Annotated in this window: 12 protein-coding genes and 2 pseudogenes; 2 read left to right on the top strand and 12 right to left on the bottom strand. The window is 62.1% G+C overall.

Going from position 1 to position 22063, the window contains the following annotated elements; translation table 11 throughout:
• Positions 1–6: 6 nt before the first annotated feature.
• The 10 genes and pseudogenes from KTR9_RS00485 to KTR9_RS00460 form a co-directional block, all read right to left on the bottom strand.
• On the bottom strand, positions 7–3354 hold the full coding sequence (locus KTR9_RS00485) for a DUF499 domain-containing protein (RefSeq protein ID WP_044505526.1): 3348 nt from the start codon (positions 3352–3354) through the stop codon (positions 7–9).
• Position 3355: 1 nt separating this feature from the next.
• On the bottom strand, positions 3356–6130 hold the full coding sequence (locus KTR9_RS00480; protein WP_014924726.1) for a DUF1156 domain-containing protein: 2775 nt from the start codon (positions 6128–6130) through the stop codon (positions 3356–3358).
• 182 nt (positions 6131–6312) lie between these two features.
• On the bottom strand, positions 6313–8772 hold the full coding sequence (locus KTR9_RS27850) for a hypothetical protein (protein ID WP_014924725.1): 2460 nt from the start codon (positions 8770–8772) through the stop codon (positions 6313–6315).
• Positions 8772–12182, bottom strand: coding sequence for a helicase-related protein (locus tag KTR9_RS00470; protein ID WP_014924724.1), 3411 nt, complete (start codon positions 12180–12182; stop codon positions 8772–8774). Before KTR9_RS00470 ends, KTR9_RS27850 begins: the two co-directional genes overlap by 1 nt.
• A 162-nt stretch (positions 12183–12344) precedes the next feature.
• Complete coding sequence (locus KTR9_RS27845; RefSeq protein ID WP_238553851.1) at positions 12345–13079, bottom strand: hypothetical protein; 735 nt, start codon at positions 13077–13079, stop codon at positions 12345–12347.
• A 546-nt stretch (positions 13080–13625) separates the two neighbouring features.
• Positions 13626–14003, bottom strand: a pseudogene (locus KTR9_RS27840) (TniQ family protein); the annotation flags it as partial.
• Positions 14004–14066: 63 nt separating this feature from the next.
• On the bottom strand, positions 14067–14777 hold the full coding sequence (locus KTR9_RS27835; RefSeq protein WP_238553849.1) for a hypothetical protein: 711 nt from the start codon (positions 14775–14777) through the stop codon (positions 14067–14069).
• A 480-nt stretch (positions 14778–15257) separates the two neighbouring features.
• A pseudogene (locus tag KTR9_RS27830) lies at positions 15258–15596 on the bottom strand (TniQ family protein); the annotation flags it as partial.
• A gap of 32 nt (positions 15597–15628) precedes the next feature.
• The gene (locus KTR9_RS00465; protein ID WP_238553839.1) at positions 15629–16600 is read right to left on the bottom strand and encodes a TniB family NTP-binding protein; all 972 of its coding nucleotides are present in this window, start codon (positions 16598–16600) and stop codon (positions 15629–15631) included.
• Positions 16601–16683: 83 nt separating this feature from the next.
• A complete protein-coding gene (locus KTR9_RS00460; protein WP_014924720.1) occupies positions 16684–18354 on the bottom strand; it encodes a DDE-type integrase/transposase/recombinase in 1671 nt (556 codons plus the stop codon).
• On the opposite strand from KTR9_RS00460, the gene KTR9_RS00450 reads away from it, so the two are divergent.
• Positions 18328–19466, top strand: a protein-coding gene (locus KTR9_RS00450; protein WP_085950464.1) for an IS3 family transposase whose coding sequence is annotated in 2 segments (ribosomal slippage) — positions 18328–18598 and positions 18598–19466 — 1140 coding nt in all. Because the reading frame shifts where the segments join, the coding sequence is not laid out codon by codon here. The genes KTR9_RS00460 and KTR9_RS00450 overlap by 27 nt on opposite strands.
• Positions 19467–19492: 26 nt before the next feature.
• Here the strand turns inward: KTR9_RS00450 and KTR9_RS27825 are convergent.
• Together KTR9_RS27825 and KTR9_RS00435 are read right to left on the bottom strand one after the other, a co-directional pair.
• The gene (locus KTR9_RS27825) at positions 19493–20110 is read right to left on the bottom strand and encodes a hypothetical protein (RefSeq protein ID WP_238553837.1); all 618 of its coding nucleotides are present in this window, start codon (positions 20108–20110) and stop codon (positions 19493–19495) included.
• Positions 20111–20127: 17 nt separating this feature from the next.
• Positions 20128–20790 (bottom strand): TnsA-like heteromeric transposase endonuclease subunit, encoded by a 663-nt coding sequence (locus tag KTR9_RS00435; protein ID WP_232283213.1) that lies wholly within the window; start codon positions 20788–20790, stop codon positions 20128–20130.
• Between the two features lie 238 nt (positions 20791–21028).
• Here KTR9_RS00435 and KTR9_RS00430 point away from each other — a divergent pair, with 238 nt between their 5' ends.
• On the top strand, positions 21029–21847 hold the full coding sequence (locus tag KTR9_RS00430; RefSeq protein ID WP_014924716.1) for a hypothetical protein: 819 nt from the start codon (positions 21029–21031) through the stop codon (positions 21845–21847).
• Positions 21848–22063: the final 216 nt, after the last annotated feature.

The raw sequence follows: 22063 nt of genomic DNA, 5'->3' as shown, positions 1-22063 counted from the left end.
TCTGAACTAGCTTTCCTCGAAACCCGACTGGTCGAACTTGAGCGTCCTGGCATTCTCAGAGACGGTTCGAACCCGGTTCTCGTTGAAGCCGTCGGAGTCAGTCGCCTCTATCTCAATCCGTACTGTCACGTTGGTGTTCGCCCCCGAACGGAGATGTGCAAGCACCTCCTCGGCTACGTTCTTGAACTCGAGCGCAATCTTGTCGGAGTTGAGTGTCTTCACCCCGTAAAAGCGTGTCGGCCAAACGATGTCCACCCTAGGGCTGGGGCCGGGCGGCGGGGTCGGTCCGGGTCCCGGGCCCGGCGGCACAGGGCCAGGTCCCGGCTTCGGACCGGGGCCAGGTTCTGCCGAGCGCTGCTTCTCAGCAACGTCGGGTCGAACGAGTAGCAATGTGTCGGTGGCAACAGGCGCAGCGCCCTTGTCCTCGGGCGTCCACAGACCGATGTAGCGGCCAGCCGCCTGGTCGTAATCGGTAGCGAGTGCGAACCCATCGGTCGACCAAATCATCGGCAGGTCGACAATGCCTTCGTCGAGTACCTTCCGATCCCGGAGCCGAGGCATGTACGGATACTGCGCGTAGAGCCCCCACAGGGCACCCAGCGAGATGTGCCCGTCCTTCCAGATCTGCGGAACCTTGTTGATCGCCAACCGGATCGTCGCAGCTGCCTGTCGGGTTGAGAGATCGCCGTCGTTGCCAAGTCGACGCGAAACGCGCTCGGCCAGTGACTCCGACTGGCCCTCGACTCTGGTCTCACGGATCAGGAACGGCGAGCTGGGTTCCGGCTGCGTCGGCACCAGCGCCCAGGTGAACGTCTGTAGCAGGCGCGCGGTCACTGTCTGGTCGGCCTGATCGCGACGTTGCGCCGCTTGGTTCCTCTGGTTCTGTGTCAGGTCGAGGTCGGCCTCGTTGTCCAAGACATGCTTCCAGCCGAGGAAGTCCCTGGTCGCGGAGTCGAGTTCTTCGAGACGAGCCTCATCCGCGGCCAGGTAGACGACCATGTTGCGATTGGTCCGGTTGGCGCTGCCCCGCTGCTCAGTGGCCTTCTGCGCGAACGCCTTTGCGTCAGATTCCGTTTTGCCCTTGTGGGCAACCTTTGGGTGAAGGATTACCAGCCGCGCCTCGTCGGTGTCGGGGATATCGGCGTTGCTTTCGGGGCAGACGTGGACGCCAGCAAACTCGCCGCGGGTGCGGCCCTGACTCTGGAGGCGGCGGACGATCTCCGCCCAGACGTCCTCCTTGTGCAGACGCTCCGCCTGATCCTTTGCGGTACGGGTGATGTTGGGCTGCAAGTCATACCAGTACTTTCCCGACCCCGAGTAAAAGTACGTCGCTCGATCACCGAGCTGCGTCAGCGCGGCATGGAAGTTGCCAGGCACATCCCCAGGTACCGCGGTGCCAAGGAACACGCGCTGAGTACCGATGCCCTTGTGGGTCGAACCCGGCGCGATGGTCGGCGCCGCACCGAAGAACACGGTGCGCGCGAGCCGCTTGGTGAGGGCACGCTGCCCGAACAGCGGCTTCTCTTTGTCGATGCGTCCTGGCTCAGAGTTAGGCCCGTCGACATCGGCGTCGATGATCGTCTTCCAGGAGTCCTGAAGATACTGTGTCAGTTCGGCATTCACATTCGCCGTGGCGAGCGGAATCGATCCGGGCATGATCAGTGGCGATGCATCCTCACCCGTCCAGAGGGCGTGAATGACAGTGCTCATCAGGCGCAGCACACCACGCGTGCGCTGGAAGCGTTCAAGGGACGACCACTCCTCGTAGAGAGTGTCGAACATCTCCGGGTGGATCGGATAGGTCCGCTTGATGCGGTCTTCATACGCGGTGTCGCGTGCTTCGCGCGGGAAGTCGTCGGTGTACTTGCGGTACATCTCGACGTAGGTTCGCGCAGTCGCACCGATGGAAGCGAGCGCGGCGGCGTCAGCGTCTTTAAACAGCCGCTGCTTGACGATGTGGTACGCCTCATCCGACGACGCCGGCCGCCACTGGTCAGCCACGCGACGTACCACGTTCTGGAGTCGTTTCAACGCCTCCAAGCCATGGGCACCACCGACCTCCTCGGCGTTTCCAGCAACGGTCTTGTCCCCGCTGTCGCCATTTTCGGAGGCAGGGATCGAAATCGCCAGCAGGACACCCGAAGTGCCCTTGGCTGCCTCGGTCAGCGACTGAGCAAAGGTGAACTGGTCGTCGAACGTGCCGCCGGCGAGATCATCGCGGCCGACGAGTGATCGGGCGTAGGCCACCCACTCGTCGATCAGAATGACAGCGGGAGCGTAAGTGCTCAGCAACTCGTGGAGCTTCTCGCCGGGGTGTGTGCGGTCAGCGTCGGAGCGAGCGACGAGGGCGAACGCCTCGGCGCCGCCGAGCTGCCACGCAAGCTCACCCCAAATCGTGTTGACCTGAGTACCGTCGTCCTTGACCACCCCGGACGGGCTGAAGTGGTTACCGACAATGGCGACGCGATTGACCTTGTCTCCCTGGTAGCCGCTTGCGATCAGTAACTCCTGGGTTGCCTGCGGGAACTCGCCCACCGGTAGCCCGGCGGCAATATGCCACAGAGAGAGCATCGAGTGCGTCTTGCCGCCACCGAAGTTAGTCTGAAGGTTGATGACTGGAGAGACGTTGTCATCTCCGGCAAGACGCCGCACCGCCCGACCGATCAAGTCGCTGAGGCCCTCGGTTAGATACGTGCGGCGGAAGAACTCGACAGGATCGGAATAGTCCGAGTCGACCTCGCCTCCCGTCGCAACCTTATACAGATCAGCCGCGAACTCAGAGGCATGGAAGTTGCCCGTCGCCACATCATCATGAGGCTGAAGAACCTCTCGCCAAGGCTTCAGCCCCCCGACGGCCTCGGGATTGTCGACCGCCGCCTTCAAGACTCGCTTGTCGTCGCGGTCGGCGGTCACGCGGCGGAGATTGAGACGAATGCCCTTGATCAGGTCACCCTCACCCGGCTTGGCAAGCAGACGCATCAACCGCTCCGCGGTGTCAAGGACGCGGTAGGCATCGTCATCGGTGAAAGAACCGTTGTGGGCCCAGGTGTTTCGGGCGTTCTTGAGCTCCGTCGCGAACGCTTCGCCCACTCGACCGAGTGTGTCGGAGAACGGATACCAGCGAGGCTTGACGTTGGTTGTGATCGCCGACTCCGTGAGCATCCGCAGCTGCACCTGTGGATCGAGAGGGTCATAGACCTTCCCAGTGTGTTTGTCTTTGGCCGCGACGAGTTGGACCCAGTTCGCGCCTGCACTGGGATCTACTGCGCCGATCACCGAGGAGATGTAGTCATCCAGTGCCGGGGCGATGGCCTCGAACATTCTGCCGACGCGGTCGCGGTTACTCAGTGCCATGTCAGTTGTCCTCATCGAAGTCGAACGCGCCTTGCGCCTGGGTCGGTTTCCTCGCGGAGCGGGCAACTTCGAGAATCTCAGGCCAACTCGTCACAAGGCTGTTGAAGGAGAGAGCATCCTTCGTCCACCCATTAGCTTCAGCAACTCGGAAGAGCAGGTGCGCGAGCTCCTTCACCAGGTCGGCATCGACTGCCCCATCGGGCCGGCTCAGCGCGACCTGAAGAAAGTCACCAGCGGGTGCGATGCCATCCCGCTCCAACACCTTGATGAGGTGGTGAAGTGCTTCCCAGTTGCTCGTGTGGAGATCGGCAACAGGGTCATAGTCCCAACTCAGATCGGAAGCCTTGATGAGCTGCACCTTGCCAGCCCGGCTGGAGAGGATCCCGGCGCGGTCCATGACGTCGACGGTGGTGTTGCGAGCGTTGGCGAGGTTGTTCGCGTCACCGAACGCACCGACGTCATACCCGTGCTGCCGGTACCAAGCGATTGCGAAGCGAGTCGGCGAGTCGAAGTCGCCCTCCTGCTCATTAAGCACTCGGTCGAGGATCTCATTGATCCTAGCCAGGGCCGACCGGACAGACATTTTCGATCCGTCTGGCTCAAGAACCGCGGCGTACCGGCTGAACACGGCCATACCTGGGCCAATGGCGGCCTGCGGGAGGTCCACCGGCGCGATCTGACCTTGCTGTAGCTTGCGGAGGGCGTCTGGAAGCTCCGCAACTAGCGCAGCAACAAACCCTCTGCGATCGGTGGTAAGCGCCTCGTCGCTCCTTGGACGGAGGGACAGAACTATCGAGGAAGCGAGAGCGTTCTTGCCACTCGCGATCATCCTGTTGCTGAGTTCCGAACGACTTGGCCAAGTCGAGGTAATCTCCCAACCGCTCCGAATCATGCCTTCGAGGAGGGTCTCCCAGCCCGTTGATGCCGCTCCTGACTCATCGCTATCGCTCTGCTTGAAGGCGTACCAGACGGTGATTGGATAACGGTCAGACGCGGACTCTCGCACCCGCGCGAATACTTCCCGGAAGCCGTCCTCGAAGAAGGTTCTGGCGCCGTCCCGCCCATCGTGGCGGTACGGATTCGCGACGAGTTCCTCGGCCTTTGGCACGAGCATCGTTGACATAAGCGCTGGATGGATATCCCGAAGCGACCTGCGCAGCCAAACATAGAAGAAATCCGAGAGGTCGGAGTATCCGATGTTGTCGTAGTACGGAGGGTCCGTACTAACGACGAAGCCCTCGTATGTCCGCGTCGCGGCATCGGCCGTCTCGGCATGCCCCGCGACTCCGTTGGATGGAAGGCCGGACAGGGCTTCTGCGGTCCAGGAAACGGCGCCCCGCCAACTCCCGGTGCCGTCGGCGAACTGATTCGGCTCGACGAAGTCCCAGGTCATCGGCAGGGCCTGGCGGGCGAAAGTGTTGCGTGTGCTTTCTCGGCCCAAGAACCAAGTGACGATTGTTGACCCTCGGTCCGCGAGCTTCGAAATCGCCATCGCAAGGTAGGTGGCAACAGCATCCGCGTACTCACGCGTACCACCGTCGCAGACGACCTGCTCGTGCACGGACTTCACGAGATCGCTGAAAGTCGAAAGTGCCCACAGTTGCCGATTGGTGAACAGGTCCGACCACGTGTCAAAGCCGTAAATCTTAATTGTCTGGTGGGTCGAAGGGCTCACGCTGTGGTCAGGCATGGCCTGTGACGGAACATCATCGGGCTCCGGAACGTCCGAGGCTTCGATGTGGGCGGAGTCCGGGGCGAGGTACTCGCGCTGCCGGTTTCCCTCGGCGACGATGGCCATCAACTGTTGCGACAACCGTCCAGCTTGCCCCTCGGCGCGGACATACTTTAGGTCAACCGGGGACTTACACGCGATGCACACCGCGCCGCGGCGCCCGACTGTGCCATCGGTCTGCGCAGTCGGCGCCCCCGTCGCGCCCTCCCCTATTGTGTACTCCACCCGCTGCCCAGATGGGTGGTCAGGAGCCGCAACGATCTGCGGCACCACATACCTCTCATTGCCCTTCTTGTTTCGAAGCCACCACGACCGTGTCAGCGGCATTTCGATCGCACATGCGGGGTTGGGGCAGGTCACCGTGCGCGCCCACATCCAGGCCACGACTTTCAGTCGTCGCCCATCGGTTGTCGTTGCAGCCGGGTACATGTGCGCAAGACGCTCGAATGCACGTTCCCTCATCCATTCGCCGTATGCTCGAATGTCCGCGGCGAGCCCCTCTAGCCCGCGCCAGGACCGAATCTCGGCGTCGATGGCACCGGGGAACAAAGGGGGGCATCCCCGCGCTGCAGCGGGCAGCTCGAGAAGGGCCCTATTAATCAGGACAGCTACAGGATTCAGGTCTGAACCCGTGGCGTCCAAGCCCAGCCGCTGCGCTTCGAGGGGAATAGTTCCGCCACCCGCGAAAGGATCAAGAATCGAGGGTAGCTCGCCACCTGACGACCTTCGGATCTCGTCGAGGGCCTCCGCGAAGAGACGGCGGTCGCTACTGTTGTCCCAGCTCGCGAGTCTTTCGATCAAGCGGTGTAGGCGTTCACGCTCGAGCCGCTGCGACTCCTCCGTTGGAAACTCGTCAGGGCGCGCCGACGGGTCATCAACAAGCTGCGCAAAGATAACAGCCCTAGCCGCAGTGTGAGGTCGGCGCGCCCACCACATGTGCAAAGTGGACGGGTGTCCGTGCTTGATCGACTTCTCACGCGCGGATTCTCGGTTGATCGCTTCCAGTGGCAGTGCCACCTCGATCAGCTTGCGCTTCTGAACCAAATCGACCCCTCTACTCACCCTTTGGCAAAGCTGAACGGCGACCTACGCCGTGAAGCCCGCACATCTAAACCTATCGGCCAAGCCCGACGAAAACTCAGGCAACGTCCACGTCGCACCACGTTTGCTTGCCACCGACAGCCCTCGTCGAAGGCGGCCTCAGGGGGCAGCGGAGACGGTCGACCTCATCGTCGACGCTTCTTTCGCTTGGCGGCACGTCTTTCTGCTCGACGACGTTGCGTCATCTGCGCTGGTGTTTCGATGCTGCCGGGCGGTCTCAGCGACGCGACCACCTCGGCGAGGACCTCGGGTTCGACCTCCGTCTGACCTGAGTCGTACGAGGCGCCGATGGGTTGGCCGCTGGGTTCGTCGTACACAAACGACGCTCCGCGGCGATACCCGAGTTGGTGTTTCTTCGCCAACATGTAGGCGTGCGCTCGGCGGACTACCTGCGCGACGTCCATCGCCGCCGGTCGCGTCATCCATACGAGCAGCCAGCCATCCTCCTTGGTGAGCCCCGAAGGGAGGCCGATGCTTCTCGGTTTGCCGTCGGGATCAGGGTTGTTGATCAGGTCAATCGGGTATCTCGCGAGTTGCCGCTGGGCGTCCGACGAGCCATCCAGGAGGCTTGCTCCGATGCTCAACCATCCAAAGATTGCGTTCGCTTGGAGCCAGTCGATGAGAGGGGCCAGTGGGGAGGGAATCATGCGCGGCTTGGGCGCGACTGCATCGGGTTGCGCCGCACCGGCTGGAGGGTGCTTCGAGGAGAACCACGCATCGAGCTCATCTGTCTGGCTGGTGACCAGTCCGGGAACCTGCTTCTTGAATCGGCGCACGTCCGCTGTGCGCGGCTTGCCCCGCCAGGGCATCTCGCGCCAGGCCGTTTCGGGATCGGGCTCGACGTAAAGGCCCATCCGGAAGAACAGTAAGAAGAGGTCCAACTCGTCAACCGCCATGAACATTTCGGTGGCCTTGGATTCGGTCCGCCGCCGCACATACAGCAGGAACTCCGCGGCGCGGTCGACGAGTTGGGCGATGAGGTCGAGGTCGTTGAGGGAGACAGTCCAGGGAATGTTGTCTGGCGATAGGAGCCCCGCACCAATCAGCTTCGCGGTCGCGGTGGCGATTCCTGGCATGTCGTCCAGACTTGTGACAACGGAGTGGATCTCGCGAATATCAGCAAGGTCGAGCCAACTCCCGTCTCGGAGACGAAGACCGTGGTCCGCGACTATCCGCTGCTTCATCCGTCCTGCCTGCTCGGCCCCCTTCGTGATGGCGGTAGCAAGGTTCCTGCGCAGTGGGTTCAGCTCACCGGTCCGCGAGCGATCGCTGAGAGGAATGGCCTTGTCCTCCACGATGAACGCGACGTCGTGAAGGATGAACAAGTGGTCGCCCTCTACCAACTTCGTGTAGCCGACGGGATCGCCGGCTTCCTCGGCCTCGTTGGCGGGTACGAGGTACTCGATCCCATGGTGCGAGGTAACCCCCGGGACAAGCGTGTTGAAAAGCTGCGCGACTCGGTCTTCCAGATACTTCCCACGATGGGCCGCGTAGATCTCCCAGTGAACTGAGTTTTTCAGAGCGTCTTCGAATGCCGGCTTCACCGCGTCCGCGATGAGCGCTGGGTGGATGGTCATCACCAAGTCATCTCGGAGAACAATTGGATGAGAGCGCACTGGTGAGTTGCCATCCAGGTATGCCCGCAACGCGGTGCCTGCGGTTTCGGTCGGGCTAGGTGGTGCGAAGAAGGTTGCAATCTTTGTCCCCATCTCGGCCGATAGTCCAGCTCGGTCAGCCACGTCAGCGACAGGGACGGCCGCGTGAGTAGCACTTGGATTGAAGATGCCGGTGAGTCCTTCGAGTGCGATGCGCTTCTCGTCATCTGTGGGCGTTCGTTCCTCGCTCACGTCGAGCGCATTGAATGCATCGGCGAGAGCTTGACCTCGCGCGTTGAACTGTTCCATCTGCATCTGGTCGCAGGTGTTGAGGAATGACAGCGCGTCCTCGACGCCGAATCCGAGGAGTGCTCTTAGCCCAGCTTCGACCGGCGCGCCAAACAGACCTCGAAGCGTCTCATTTTGCATCTCGGGGTATGAAGTTCCACGCATCATGCGCCCGTTGCCACGTACAGACGCGGCCACCTGCGACATGGCGTCGAACTTCTGAGCTGACAGGATGTCGCGGACGGCGCCGAGGTTGAGGAGCTCCTGAGCAAGAGGGATGAATCGCTCGCTGATAGCACCGCAAAGGTCTTGATCGACGCGCTTGGGTTCGACACCGGAATCCATCTCTGACTCCGCACACCGGAGCACAACGGCCAAGACCTCTGCGACAGCTGGGCCGCTCTGCGCACTGGCGGGCGGCGAGACGCCCGCCGGGGCGAACGGCAATGTCATCATGCGAATGGCCTCAAGCGTCCCCAGAGGGTCGTAGCCAGCGAATCCCTCGACGAACTGCGTCGCCGCATCGTCGATACGCTGCTCAACTTCCACCGCAGGATCGGTCGCTTTCAAGACCTCTGAAAGCAACTCAGCAGTATCAAGGGCACGGTCCAGCGCTACCCGAACGTGTTGGTCCGCGTGCCAGGCTTTGGCGTCCTGGCGGCGCTTCTTGTTCCGCCGTTTTCGGGAGGACTTGGATGCCATCAAAACGGTGCCTTCCCTTTTGCCCACTGCTTGGACCAATCGCCTCGGATGCCGGTGGCGTTGAAGTCACCGAGGTCGGTGGTGGCGAATGGGTTGTCGAGGTAGTGGACCTCGTCGTGCTGGGCGCCGCGTGAGTCGACGCGGACGAGGGCGAGGCGGTAGCGCGGGACGGCGTTCTTGCCGACCATCACCTCGTTATGGGTGACGAAGAAGTCGGTCGCTCCTTCAATACGCGCTTTGACCTCGATGCGGTAGGTGTCGCCCTTGGCGTCGGTGGAGAGGATGTCGAAACCGGGGTTGTTGAAAGCCTGCTCGACGGGCTTACGACCGAGTTCACGCTCACGGGCCAAGACCAGGTCGACGCCGCGGCGTTCGACCTCCTTGGTCTCCTTGGCGTGGATCGGCGCGGTCGCGGGAAGGTCTGCCTCCAACATCCCGATGGGGATTACCAGTGCTGCGGTGACGATGCGTGGTGGCTTGGTCGACATGAGCTGCTGCTGGTCAAGCAGTGCGAGCCTCTTGCGTAGACGGGCGTCGAGTTCGACGGCCTTACGATTCAGGCTCTCCGAAGATTCTTTCGGCTTCTCACCGGCGCGTTCCTTTTCCGCCGCGACGGCGGCATCGAGGATGAGGCGATCGCGTTCACCTTCGAGCCTCTTGATGACCAGGTCACGTGCCTTACTCAACTCGGCAAGGCGCCTCGGCTGAACGTCGGCGAGGTAGTCGGGGAGTTGGTTGGCGATGATCCAGCTCGTGGCTTTGTCTTCAGCATCGGCCAGCCACGGAAGGGTGCGGGCTGAATCGGTGACGGCGTTCTCGGGTGCCGCCACGCAGTCCAGGTAGGGCGCGGGGCCAGCAGGCGTCACGGTACCGAAGCTGTCGACGTAGGCGTAGCCGAAGCGACGTGCGACGGACTCTCCGGTCGCATCGGCGACCTCTTCGATCACGCCCACGAGCAGGTGTGTCTCCTCCAGCGTCGAGGAAACCAAAACCGTGCCTCGGTTGAGGGAGCCGCCGAACTGGCGCACGGACTCTTCCATGACCGCGTCGTGCAGAGGATGACCTGGGGCAAGCAGGTCGGCGCGGCTGAGCTCCTCTGCGTGGACTTTGCCGAGGTCGAACGTGACTCGGTCGTATTTTGTGGCTATTGGCCCTTTTCCGGCGGCGCGGATCTGCTGGGGCACGTTTGCAATCTCGTAGCGGCCCCGTTCGCGCTTCACGATGCGGCCACCGAGGCGAGAGAACGCGGCCTTGAACGCCATCTCGATATAGTGCGGTTGAAGCCTGCGGGCGCGTGCCTCGTCCATTGCCGCGCGCAGTGCATACAGGTCGGCCTCGGCCAGGTTCTCCGACGCCAGTGCCCGTTCATCGAGAAGGTCCTTGAGTCCATCCCCGACCGAAGCGTCGATGACCTCGTGCATCTTGGCCTTGACGTCGGGGCGCTCGCCGTACTGGATGGCATCGAGTAGAAGGTTGCGTAGCGGGGTTTCGGTGAAGGCCTCGCCGAGGACGTCGAAGACTCTGCCGCCGTATGTCTGGCGCATCTGGTCGAGCTTCTCCAGCAGGCGGGTGAAGACTTCACCCTCGCGGGTGTTGGAGGCTACAAGGTTCCAGAGTCGGCAGACCTCTTCCTGGCCTATGCGGTGGATGCGACCGAAGCGCTGCTCGATGCGGTTAGGGTTCCACGGCAGGTCGTAATTGACCATCAGATGCGCGGCCTGAAGGTTAAGGCCTTCCCCGGCGGCGTCGGTCGCGATCAGGATTTGGACGTCGCGGTTCTTGGTGAACTCCTCGGTGATCACGCGCCGCTCGCCTCGGCGGACGCCGCCGTGGATCGCCTTGACCGAGTCGGGCTTGCCGAGCAGGGAGCCTATCTTGGACTGGAGGTAGTCAAGGGTGTCGCGGTGCTCGGTGAAGATGATGAACTTCCGGGGCCAACCGTTGGAATCGGTGACCAGTGCATTGTCCTGAAGGATCGTGGAGAGTTCGGTCCACTTGCGGTCGGTGCCAGCCTCGCGGACCTTCTTGGCGGTCGCAATCAGATCAGCGAGTTCGACAAGTTCTGCGTTGAGCTCCTCGACGGTCTGGGCGGCGGTGGCCGCGTCCATCACGTCTTCCTCAAGTTGCTCCAGCTCTTCGGCGTTGTATTCATCTTCGTCGAAGTCACCTGAGCCGATGACGTCGTCGGGTTCCTTGTAGGTGCCGTTAAGAATCTCGGTCTTCTTGCGCTCCAGCCGTTCGGAGCGTCGGACGAGACTCTTGTAGATCGCCTCAGGGCTGGAGGCGAGTCGCCGCTGGAGAACGGTCAGGGCGAAGCCGACCGTGTTCTTACGTTTGCCGCCGAGCCTGTCGGCGCGGTTCATGCCCTCGCGAACATAGCGAGTGACGTCCTCGTAGAGGTCCTTTTCCCCCTCGGTCAATTCGTAGGGCACGGTTTCGGCGATGCGTTCGGGGAAGAGCTTCTTGCCTTCGAACGTCAGCAGGTCTTCCTTGACCATGCGCCGCATGATTCCGGTGACATCGACAGACTTCTTCTGTTTGCCCTCGAACCGGTCGCGGTCGAGCAGGGTGAGGAAGAGCTGGAAGTCTTCTTCCTTGCCCGAATGTGGGGTCGCGGTCATCAGCAGGAGGTGGCGGGTGATCTGGCCGAGCAGTTCCCCGAGCAGGAAGCGTTTGGTCTTCTCCAGCTTGCCGCCGAAGTAGTGCGCACCCATTCGGTGTGCCTCGTCGACGATGATCAGATCCCACTCGGTCTCCTTGAGCTGGGCTTGGAGTGCCTCGTTGCGGGAGAGCTGGTCCATGCGTGCGATCAGCAGCGGGTTGGTTTCGAAGACGTTGAGGTTGATGTTGGCGTCGATGAGCTGATTGGTCAGCAGATCGAACCGCAGCCCGAACTTGAAAAACAGTTCGTCCTGCCACTGCTCGACCAGTCCACCGGGAGCGATGATCAGGCACTGCTTGACGTCGTCGCGGAGCAACAGCTCCTTGACGTAGAGGCCAGCCATGATCGTCTTGCCGGCCCCTGGGTCGTCGGCGAGGAGGAACCGCAGCGGAGTCCGCGGCAAGAGCTCCCCGTATACCGCACGAATCTGGTGCGGCAACGGCTGCACGTCGCTCGTCGCGACAGCCAACATCGGATCGAACAGCCCAGCTAGCGAGATGCGCTGGGCCTCGGCGACGAGCTTGAAGTCACTGGCGGTTGCGTCGAACGCGCGGCTCCCGCTGGCCGCGACGCTGAGGTTGTCTTGGTCCTTGCGGAACACAACCCGTTGGCCGAGGCCACCTGAGGCGTTCTGGTAGGTGAGTGCGAGTGCGTCCGTGCCATGCCACTGGGCAGCGATGACGGTGATCACCTCTGCGGGAATGAGACCCTCGATTCGCAGACCGGGCTTCAACTCTTCAAGCTGCACGTGTGGACCTCCTCATTGACAGCTCTCGAACGCTACCCGTCAACACTGACAGGTTCGCCATCGCCGGGAATTCAACGAGACCAAACCGAGTGGCATTGCCAGGCCTTCGAACGCTTGCTGAGAAGCTGTCGAAGACTTCGCTGAGGTGCCACCCGACGCCCGTCACCTCGAATTCCCATCGGCGAGTTCGCGCAATGCTCGCCCCAACTCCTCCGGAAGCGTGTCACGAAACACCCGATAAGCCGCCTTCGATTGTCGGGTCACCGGCGGCGGCCACGCCGGGCTGGTGTCCAACCACCCCTGAGCAACCTCGCACCACATCCATGTCACCGCGTACGGGAGTGCGGCCGCGCGCCTCCTCGGACTCGCCGACCGCGCCCAATCGGTAAACCACGTGTCGGGCGTACTCGCGAGCTCGATGACTCGTCGCTCGAGCGCCCGATAATCCCGTCGACGCGATAGTTCACTCGCTGCCGCGTTGGCGGCTGCCGCGATCTCTGAAGGACTCGCGGCCAGTCGCGTGCTCGCCGCTCGCGATGTCCGTCTGCCAATGTCCGGGTCGAGTTCGATACTCGCTGCAGCGGTGGACCACGTCGACCCTGGCCGTTGTGCGCGCGCAATACACAGGGAGGCATACAGCCGCCCCGTGCTTTCCTGCGTTGTTAGCATCCCAGCGAAATGACGACGGTAGGTGTGCTCATCGAGAAGTTGAGGGATCGCTGACAGCGGCAGATCGATCAACGCGTCGTGATGATCGATCTGCAGGCCGACATGGCGGCGGGCTGAAAGCACCTGGACCACCAGCCAGCTCAACACCGGACTCTTTGCCGCGCGATTGACGATCCATCCTCTCGGGCCGCCCGGGACGTCCGGGATCAGATCGAACCACTCGGCCAACCGTGCGACGGCGTCCGCACTCTTCGGACTGGACAGAATCCCATCCGCCTCCGCCAGTGCTTCACCGCGGGTGACTGCACTTGTCGGCGGCTGAATACCCCACCGAGGCCCTCGAAGCTCAGTTGTGCGACCAGCGGCTTCGGCTTGGAGCTCTCCGGCCCATTCGACGAAACCCCTTGCGCGAGCCCGGGATGCGAGGTGAAGCAGAAGAGTGGTTAAGTTTCGGACTTCTGCGAGGTACGCGGGGGGCGCGAGAGCGCCATCGAGAACGCTCGTTTCTTCGCCTTCGATAGCGGCCGTAACCCGCTTTGCGGTCCGAATTGCACCTTCGGATGCAGCCGTCGGTTTCTCTCTCAGGATGGAGTGTCGGCAGGGAGCCGAGAATCCGAGCGGATTTCCGCACGGCTGGTGTTCATCGAGCCGAGGACGCAGCGGACTGTGGTGTCGCGTTCGAAAGCGCCGGCCACAGCTTGAACACTCAGCGACCAGGTAGACGCCGTGGTCGGGACACACTGTCGACACCGGTAGCTTCCACGACAGCTGCCAGATTCCGTCGTGCGATAGGCAGAGTGGGCATAGTTGCGTCCCATGCTGCGGGAACCACCCCTGGCAAACGATGGCGCGGTAGCTCGCCCGATCGAGCGGGTCGAAGCCGTCGAGGTTGAGTGGCGCGCCTCCGTCGTAACGCAACAAGGTCGAATTCTCGACGGCCGATGCCCCCAGCCCAGTGAGATCCACTATTCGGCCGACGAGCTCATCGCTAGGCCGGACCAGCATGAAAGCCGTCGAGACCGACGATCCGTCCCGGTTCTCCTTGAGCATGCGGACAAGACTCTTGGTCGTCAGATCGTTCACAAGTGCAATCCGCTCGAGGTACGAATCAAGCGACTCGCGTGGATCGATTGCAACTCGAGCGGGGAGCATTAGCTCAGCGGCTCCGTCGCCGTCGCGGTTTGGTAGCGCCCGCAGTCGGCGAGCGACTGGAAGTCACGCGCCCACACGAGTCCGGTCCTCTTCTGAGACTCGGTCCGAATCCACCACACCGAAGTCTCCACTCCCAACCTGACGCACAAGATCTTCGTCGGCGACGCAGATCGCTTCGGCGGCACTGCGAAGGATGAGACGGCCTTCAGGGTTGAGCGCAGCGTCAAATGCTTTCAGGTGTTCGGCGTCTGGCCGTGTACGCGGGCTATCACAGGTTGCATCGAACCACATCCAAGATGCGGCGAGCCGGGCGCAGCCATCGAAGTTCCGGGCGGCTGCGGGCAGGGTGCCGACCAGGTCCGGCGGGGCGGCTTCAATCCTTCTTAACGCGTCGCGGCGCTCACGGTAGTTGACGAGCTCATCGAGGCATAGGGCTCGCGCCAGATTCATCGCATGGGCAATGTCGCTCTCGCGGTGGAAGATCGGAGTCCATTTCGGCCACGCCCCTATGCAAATCGAGTAGCTACCAGCTTTCGTCAGACGGTAGGTCGGCTCGTCGGCAAGGCTCCAATGATCGCGCAACCGAACACATTGACTGAGAAGTAGCGCGACTCTGGAACGCCACAACCACTGGGCGGGGTCGAGCACGAACGGTTCGCCTTCTTGCCGGTAGATCCCTGGGATGTGGTCAAGCGTCAATTGCGTATGGCCAAGCGCCAGCCGGATCAGATCTTCGCCGCGTGGATGGCGGACTGAGCTCTTCGGTAACCGCATGGTCTTGACAGTCTTCGCGCCTGTGCGGAGTACCCGTCGAGTGAAGACCTGCGAATCGGGTATTTCAGAATTCTCTGGTCGGACAGGAGTGGGACGTGGATGTGGAGATACTCGTGGTGTCAGCCACGTTCGCTGTTCTTCCCAGGCCATTGCGATGGCCAGTGCACGAACGGCAGGAGATCGCGGTAGCTCTTCCTCGGACTCGTGACTCGTCGCAAGATCTGCCGTCGCAGTGGTCACCAACTGAGCATCCGCTGGGATCCAGTGTGCAGATCCTCGACTGAGCCGACGAGCCACCGAGGGTAGTTCCGCGCGGAGACACTCAAGTCGGTCGAGTGCATCGAAGTCATTCGCAGATCTGTGCGCAGCGGACGAGACCTCCTTGCAGACCGACAGAATCCGGTCGGGAACTCTGGTCAGCTGCGCAGTGCCGCTACCGGGCATGCCGATGAGGTGCCCGCAGTAGAAGCAGACCGGAGACAAAGCCAACGCCCACTCTCGCCGTGCCACTCCGTTTGGTGCGCAACGGCAATGCTGACCCCACTCACTTGCCAGCCAGCCTTCCTTCGCGAGCACTCGACTATGGCAGTCATCAAGGGTCATCGCCGAAATGCGCGAGAATGGCTGGCGCGTCAGCGTGGCCAGGTGCCGCAGAATCGGCTCGTAGTCAGACGCTGATCGCGGTAACTGACTTCGACCAAGGATCTTGGTGACGGTGGTGCAATTCGCCGTCGCCGCGCGCGATACGAAGGACTCCAGCGATTCATCGTCGGCTGGAATCGGTCGAGCAGGCAGATAGCCGATACGAGGCTCTCGCATGGATAGCCCCCTTCCGTTGTCTGCCGGTGACATCACACCCTGCTCTGCTTGCTGCGGCGCCGAAGATCGATTTCCGCCTCTGCTGCGTGCGCTCGTTTACTGAGGCGGACTTCCTTCAGGTGTTCTGGGTTGATCGTGTGCGTGCCGTCGGCGATCGCTGCAAGTGTCGCAATGCGGAGGAGGCGTGTCGCGTCACCGACGTAGCCCTGAGATCGCTTCCAGATGGGCCCCGCGAGCTGTGAAGTGAGAAGCCCTTCGCTTGCCCGAGGGAGATGCGGAAGGAGATAACCTTCCAGCCCGTAGAGCAGTTGCTGCCACGCGTGTTGCTCCTCCGAAGTCTCGATTCCGTACGGACTGAAGCTCATTGGCTGGAGGCGGCCGATAAGCTGGGCATCGCTCATGGCTTCACTGGATTCGAGGTCTGTCCCAACCAGAATTAAGCTGGCGTTGAATTCGCCGAGCTCGGTGTTCATGTACTTCACGTGATCGAGGACCTCCCGGCCGCCCTTCCAGTTGGTACGCAGTAGATGGAAGTCGTCGATGAGAAGGGTGCGCACGCCGTGGCGTGCCAATGCCCTGACCGCGGCGGTTGACGTCTGGTGGGCGGCGCCGCTGGCGGATAAGCGGAAGAAGTCAAGGACTTGGGAGTTGAATCCTTTGACCATCGAGCCAGATTGCAGGTTGACCCAAACGACGGGGCATAGGTCTGCGTCGATCGTTGGCTGAGGGTTCCACGTGGGCAGTTCTGCAGGGCCTTTCGGTGCGCCTACGATCCATTCCACGTATTTCCTTGTGGCCCAGCGGCGGACCGCCGTGCTCTTCCCGAGCGTGCTTGCACCTGTGACCGACGCTATTGCCTTCGCACCGGGGCCCGTTTCAGAATTCTCCTGCACGATCTCAGTGAGTCGGTCTGCGACTGCGCGGGTCTCGGCCGTTTCGACGTAGAGTCCATTCATCCATTGACGCAGCGCATCGACCGCCCGCGCGCGGTCCTCGGATGTCATCCTGTCCCAACCAGCCGACGTGTACAGAGGTGGTTCTGGCAACTCCGGTTTGGTGCAAGCCAAATGCCAAGCGAGGGAGTCCATCAGGAGTCGGCCCGCATCGTCGGCCACGGGACGTCGAGGATGTCCAAGGGAACGTCGTCCTGGGGTGAATCGGTATGGGGCGTCTTGGTGCGTGCTTCGTTGCCGCCCGACTGAGTGGCTTCGTCGCGGGTTGCACCTTGGGCTGCCTGAGCTTCTTCGTGGTCTTTGCGCGATTGTTCAACTCTGCGGTGCGCGGCTGACAGTTTGGCAGTCCAGTCAGTTGGAACGGGCCCAGAGGTGAGTTCCGTGAGCTCGTCGAGGATCTGCCGCTGCGCTGAGCCCCGACTCAGAATGTGGTTGCCGCCGCGTTCGCGGACGCGCCGCCTAACAGCCTGAACGATCGTATCGGTCATCGGCGCGTCAGTGAAGAAAGATCCTCGCCACGCAACGGGGCGTACACGGCCGGTCTCGGGGTGCGGGAACCAGATGCTCGACAAGTCGTGCGGGTCGACAAGAAAGGGAACCTTGTTGTCGTCGTCCCTGAACTGGCCCCGTGCGACATTCCGGAAATCATCGAGTAGCTTGCCGTCGTAGACCATCTCAGCAAACTCGACACCTGCGACTCCGACTGTGCCCCACTTGACCGGAAGCATCTGATAGATCATGTCTGCACGCTGCGGTACGTCGATACGGCCGGTGACGTCGAGCATGATGTCCCAGAGCTCCAAAGGACTGGTGCGAGCGGTGGGCTCACCACCGATAACCAAGCCTGTGTGCCACGACCGGTGGTAGTCCAAGGCGACGAATCGCCGAAGGTGTTCTTCCAGTTCGGCGGCCGTGACCAATGCCTCCTCGGCGACCAATCGGCCGCGCTCCGAGGTATTGCGACCTTTGTAGCCAGGGAGCTGTTGAACGGCCCGCTGTAGCGTCTCGTGCCAGCGTTCAACGTGGGGGTTGTCCGTTGGCTTTTTCCCGCGACTGAGCAACAAGTCAATCCCGAAGTCACGCAGAATCGCGCGGAAGTGATCGGACACGAAGATCGAACCGTGGTCGGCGCGGATCGCGTCCGGCATGACGCCAGGGATGTGGTGCTCTCCTTGAAGCGTAGTGAAATCGGGTGCAACACTTCTGCGCCCAACCTTGACCGCGACATCAGAAGCGTCGACGACTTGGGGCAAACCGGCCCAGCGCCAGTGACTGATGGTGGTGCCCTCCACCATCATCGAGAACGGGCGGCAGATGTCGTAAAGAAGTAGCCCGGCATCGATTCCATCGGCGCTCTTCGGCACCACGCGCAGTGCGAGGATCACTCTGGTGGCGACGTCGATCGCAGTGAGGATTTCGACGCTGAAGGGTCGCCCGAGAAGCGGGTCATATACGAGGTTATCCGCCCTCGTGGCGTCGATGGCGACTATTTGCCCAGGCCTGATTGCGGGGAAGTGCTCTTTGCCCGATACGCGCTGTAGCGACCGGCTTCTCTGGGTGCGGGTTGTTGCGCCCGCGCCCCGTTTGAGGTGCGCGAGATACTCTGCCGTCAGGCGCTGCGGCGTGGAGACATTCACGTGCCCTGCACGCTTGAGCTCAACCTTGATCCGCCGATCAAGCTCGCTGATGTTGACGTCCTGAGGTGGGCCCTTCGTAGTGGTCCAGTTGTTGTGCGACTCTGTTGCCCGAGTGTTTGGGCAGGAAGAATCGACGACGACATGGCAGGTAGCAAGCGCCGGCGGCATACGCCGGATCAGATCATCCGCAAGCTGGCCGAGGGCAACAAGCTCCTCGGGACCGGGCAGGAGTTGGCTGAGGTGTGCCGGCATCTGGAGGTCACAGAGTCGACCTGGCATCGCTGGGTGGCCCAGTACGGGGGCATGAAGGCCAATGACGTCAAACGCCTCAAAGAACTCGAAGCTGAGAACGCTCGGCTCAAGAAGTTGGTCGCCAACCAGGCCCTCGATATCGACATGCTCAAGGAGATTTCGTCGGGAAACTTCTGACCCCGAACCGCAAGCGCAGCGCCGTGACGATGCTGCGTGAGCGGTTCGGGGTATCTGAGCGGCGAGCATGTGCTGTGGTGGGCATCCACCGCTCCACGATGCGACTGCACCCAGCGCCGATCACCGCGGAGGAAGCCGAGCTGCGGTCCTGGCTACGTGGGTTTTCCACCGACCGGCCCCGCTGGGGCTGGCGACGCGCCGCGATCGCCGCGCGCAAAGCGGGCTTCACGGTCAACAACAAACGCATCCGCCGCCTGTGGCGTGAGGAGGGGCTGCGAGTTCCCCAGCGCCGCAGGAAGAAACGGCTCACCGGAATCGGGACCGCGGTTGGGGCGATGTGCCCAATCCGGCCGAACGTGATCTGGGCGATGGACTTCCAATTCGACACCACCGCCGACGGCCGAACCATCAAAATGCTCAACGTGATCGACGAGTTCACCCGCGAAGCCCTGGTGATCCACGTCGACCGCGTCATCAACGCCGATGGCGTGGTTGACGTTCTCGACCGCCTGGCCCTGATACATGGTCCACCGTGCTACGTGCGGTTCGACAACGGACCGGAATTCGTCGCTCACGCCGTCAACGACTGGTGCCGATTCAACGGCACCGGATCACTATTCATCGACCCCGGCTCCCCGTGGCAGAACGCCTGGATCGAATCGTTCAACGGCCGCCTGCGCGACGAGCTGCTCAACTCCTGGCGCTTTGACTCCCTGCGCGAAGCCCGGGTCATCATCGAAGACTGGAGGATCGACTACAACGCCAACCGACCCCATTCGGCCCACCACGGACTCACCCCCGCCGAGTTCGCCCTACAGTGGACCACGACCCACCAACCTCAAGCCGCATAGCGACTGGACCATCGAATGGGTCCCCCTCAGTCCGCCCGATCTCCGTCCAGGGTGGCGAAGACCAACTCAGCAACAGTCCGATAGCGCTCATCGATTCGCTCCCACGTCTGTTCGCGACGCAGGGATCTGGCATCGAGGAGCCCGAGTAGTCCGTCGCGTTTCCAAGCACGCACCCAGTTGCGGATGGTGCTGTCGACCGGAGCCGATCGCTTGATCTCACCGTTCGCGATGCGGCGTTGTAGGGCACGATCTCCCGCAGCTTCTTGCTGCAACGCGACCGCCATCGCGCGACAGCGCGCCGCCTCGGAGACGCCGAAGCCTTCACCGAAGGGTGGGCGCGGTTCGCCGTCGCGCGCGAGTTCGGCGTGACCGTCCCGGTAGCCGGTCAGTATCTCTTGCACGATTTCAAGTTTGTCGAGGGCGGCTCGGCGCGTTTCCTCAGACAGGCCATCCCAGTACGGGCGGAGCGCCGGTCTGATTGGCGCTACATCGCCATCGACCACGAGTCGCACCTCGGCGAGTTCGGGCCAATCGACGTGCAAGGAATCGCCGACGCTGGTGCGGAGGTCTACGCCGGCCGCTGATACCGCTGTCACCAGACCGGTTCCCCACTCAGTCAGAAGTCGGCCACCGACCTCAACCACTGTGCGACTTGTGTCCATTACGCCACCAGTCCTGCGCGCACTGGCGTTTCCATCGTCAATCGCTTCGAGAGGTTGGTATCCAGTTCGCCGGACCAGACCATGTGCCAGACCACGGCGATGGCCTCCCCGTTTCCGGTATCCAGACGAAATAGGGAGCCCAGAGTCGCGGCGTCGTTACTTGCTTCCTTCCCGATCTCGCCAGCCACCTGGTCATACCAGGAAGGCCTTCGGCGGTAGCCGTGCAGCCACAGAAGGTTTAGGCGTTCTACGCGGTCGAGCCCGTTGAATACCTCGTGGCGCCATCCCACATTCGCGCAGGCGGCCTCGACCATTGCGACCTGAAGCTTGAATTTGTCGTCCATCTTGTGCGGCAGGCGTGCATTCCAGAGCGTTACCGACCCGGTGTCGTCAAGGCTGAGTAAGTCGGGCGTGTTTTTCGCCGAGGACGATCCGCCCCGCTTCAGCTGACACGGTTGCGGTACCAGCGCGACGACATCGTGGAGCCGGTCCAGGCGTCGCAAGAGGTCATGCTCGAGGCCCGACTCGAGTTCAAGGTGGTCGCGCATGGTCAGTGAATACGCAGTGACCGGTATGTGCCGTTGTCGCTCCGACGATCGAGGCTTGCGAATCGGAACTACACGTGCAAGATCCGGCGGACCGTCAGACTGCCAGTTCCACACACGGGACACCTTGTCGCCAGCGAATCGGAACCGCCAAGTCACCGCCGCGCCGGAACTCTCGGTCAAGTGACACCTCCGCTTCGGCAGGAATTAGCAGCAAATCTAGCAAGAAATCGAGGTCGGAGAGCCGCTAAGGGAGGAAGTCGACAAACGGTCAGCGAGGCATTTCGCGTGATAGGCCGACGTCTCCTCCGCCCCATCAGCGGTCCGTGTCGGAAGGTTGCTATAGGTTGCTCCCATGGCCAAAGGCGATCAGGTCGCGCCGTCGACGAAGTTCGAGCAGACGCTGCGGGCATCGGCTCAACTGCCGGGTGTGCAGATCAACCGGGAGGCCTTCCTCCGCAGAGAGCTGAAGCGATACTGCACCGACGAGCAGATCAAACTCGCTATCGCCACAACACCGGCCGAAGCAGGCGTAACACCTCAAGTGATCGACAAGATCGCCAACAGCGTGATCAAGTACGAGACCGGCAAGGTGACGACACTTTCCACGGCAGCTGGCATCCCCGGAGGCCTCGCAGCGATCGGCACGGTCCCGGCCGATATCGCACAGTACTATGGCTACCTTCTTCGCGTCGTCCAGAAACTCGCCTACATCTACAGCTGGCCGGAGCTCTTCGACGACAACGCCGACGGAATGGACTCCGCGACCGAAAGCATGCTCACGCTGTTCATCGGCGTGATGTTTGGCGTGAACGCGGCCCAGGCCAGCGTGGCGCAAGTCTCGAAGTTGATCGCAAGTGAAGTGGCCAGGAAGCTGCCGCAGAAGGCTCTCACCAAGGGTGCGATATATCCGGTGGTCAAGAAGGTTGCAGGGCTCCTGGGCATTCAGATGACCAAGCAGGTCTTCGCCAAGAGCGCAGCCAAGGTCGTGCCGCTGGTAGGAGCGGTTGTCTCGGGAAGCCTGACCTTCGTCACGTTCATGCCGATGTCGAAGCGGCTCCAGAAGCACCTCGCAACCCTTCCGCTGACCAAGCCCGGTCACGGAGTCACCACACAAGCGCCGAATCCGCCGAGCACATCCCCAAAACCAGCGCCAACGTCATCTGCGAATTAGACGAGCTCATCCCACTGGCCAATCGCCGATGGCCGGCCGCCAGACGCCGGTCACTTCAGACCCTTCGTCGCCCGGTTTCACCGCGCAATCGGCGATTCCCAGGCATAGATTGCCCGGCAAAATTAGCAGGAAATCACGCGAAAACGCGGGCTACGGGCAACGCTCGACCGACCATGTTTGCCCTAGTCAGGGCGGTTCTTACGCCGTGATCAGGCT

The sequence above is a fragment of the Gordonia sp. KTR9 genome, from assembly GCF_000143885.2.
Taxonomy (GTDB): Bacteria; Actinomycetota; Actinomycetes; order Mycobacteriales; family Mycobacteriaceae; genus Gordonia.
The sequence above is the reverse complement of the archived record's forward strand: the minus strand, read 5'-3'. Positions and strand labels throughout refer to the sequence as shown.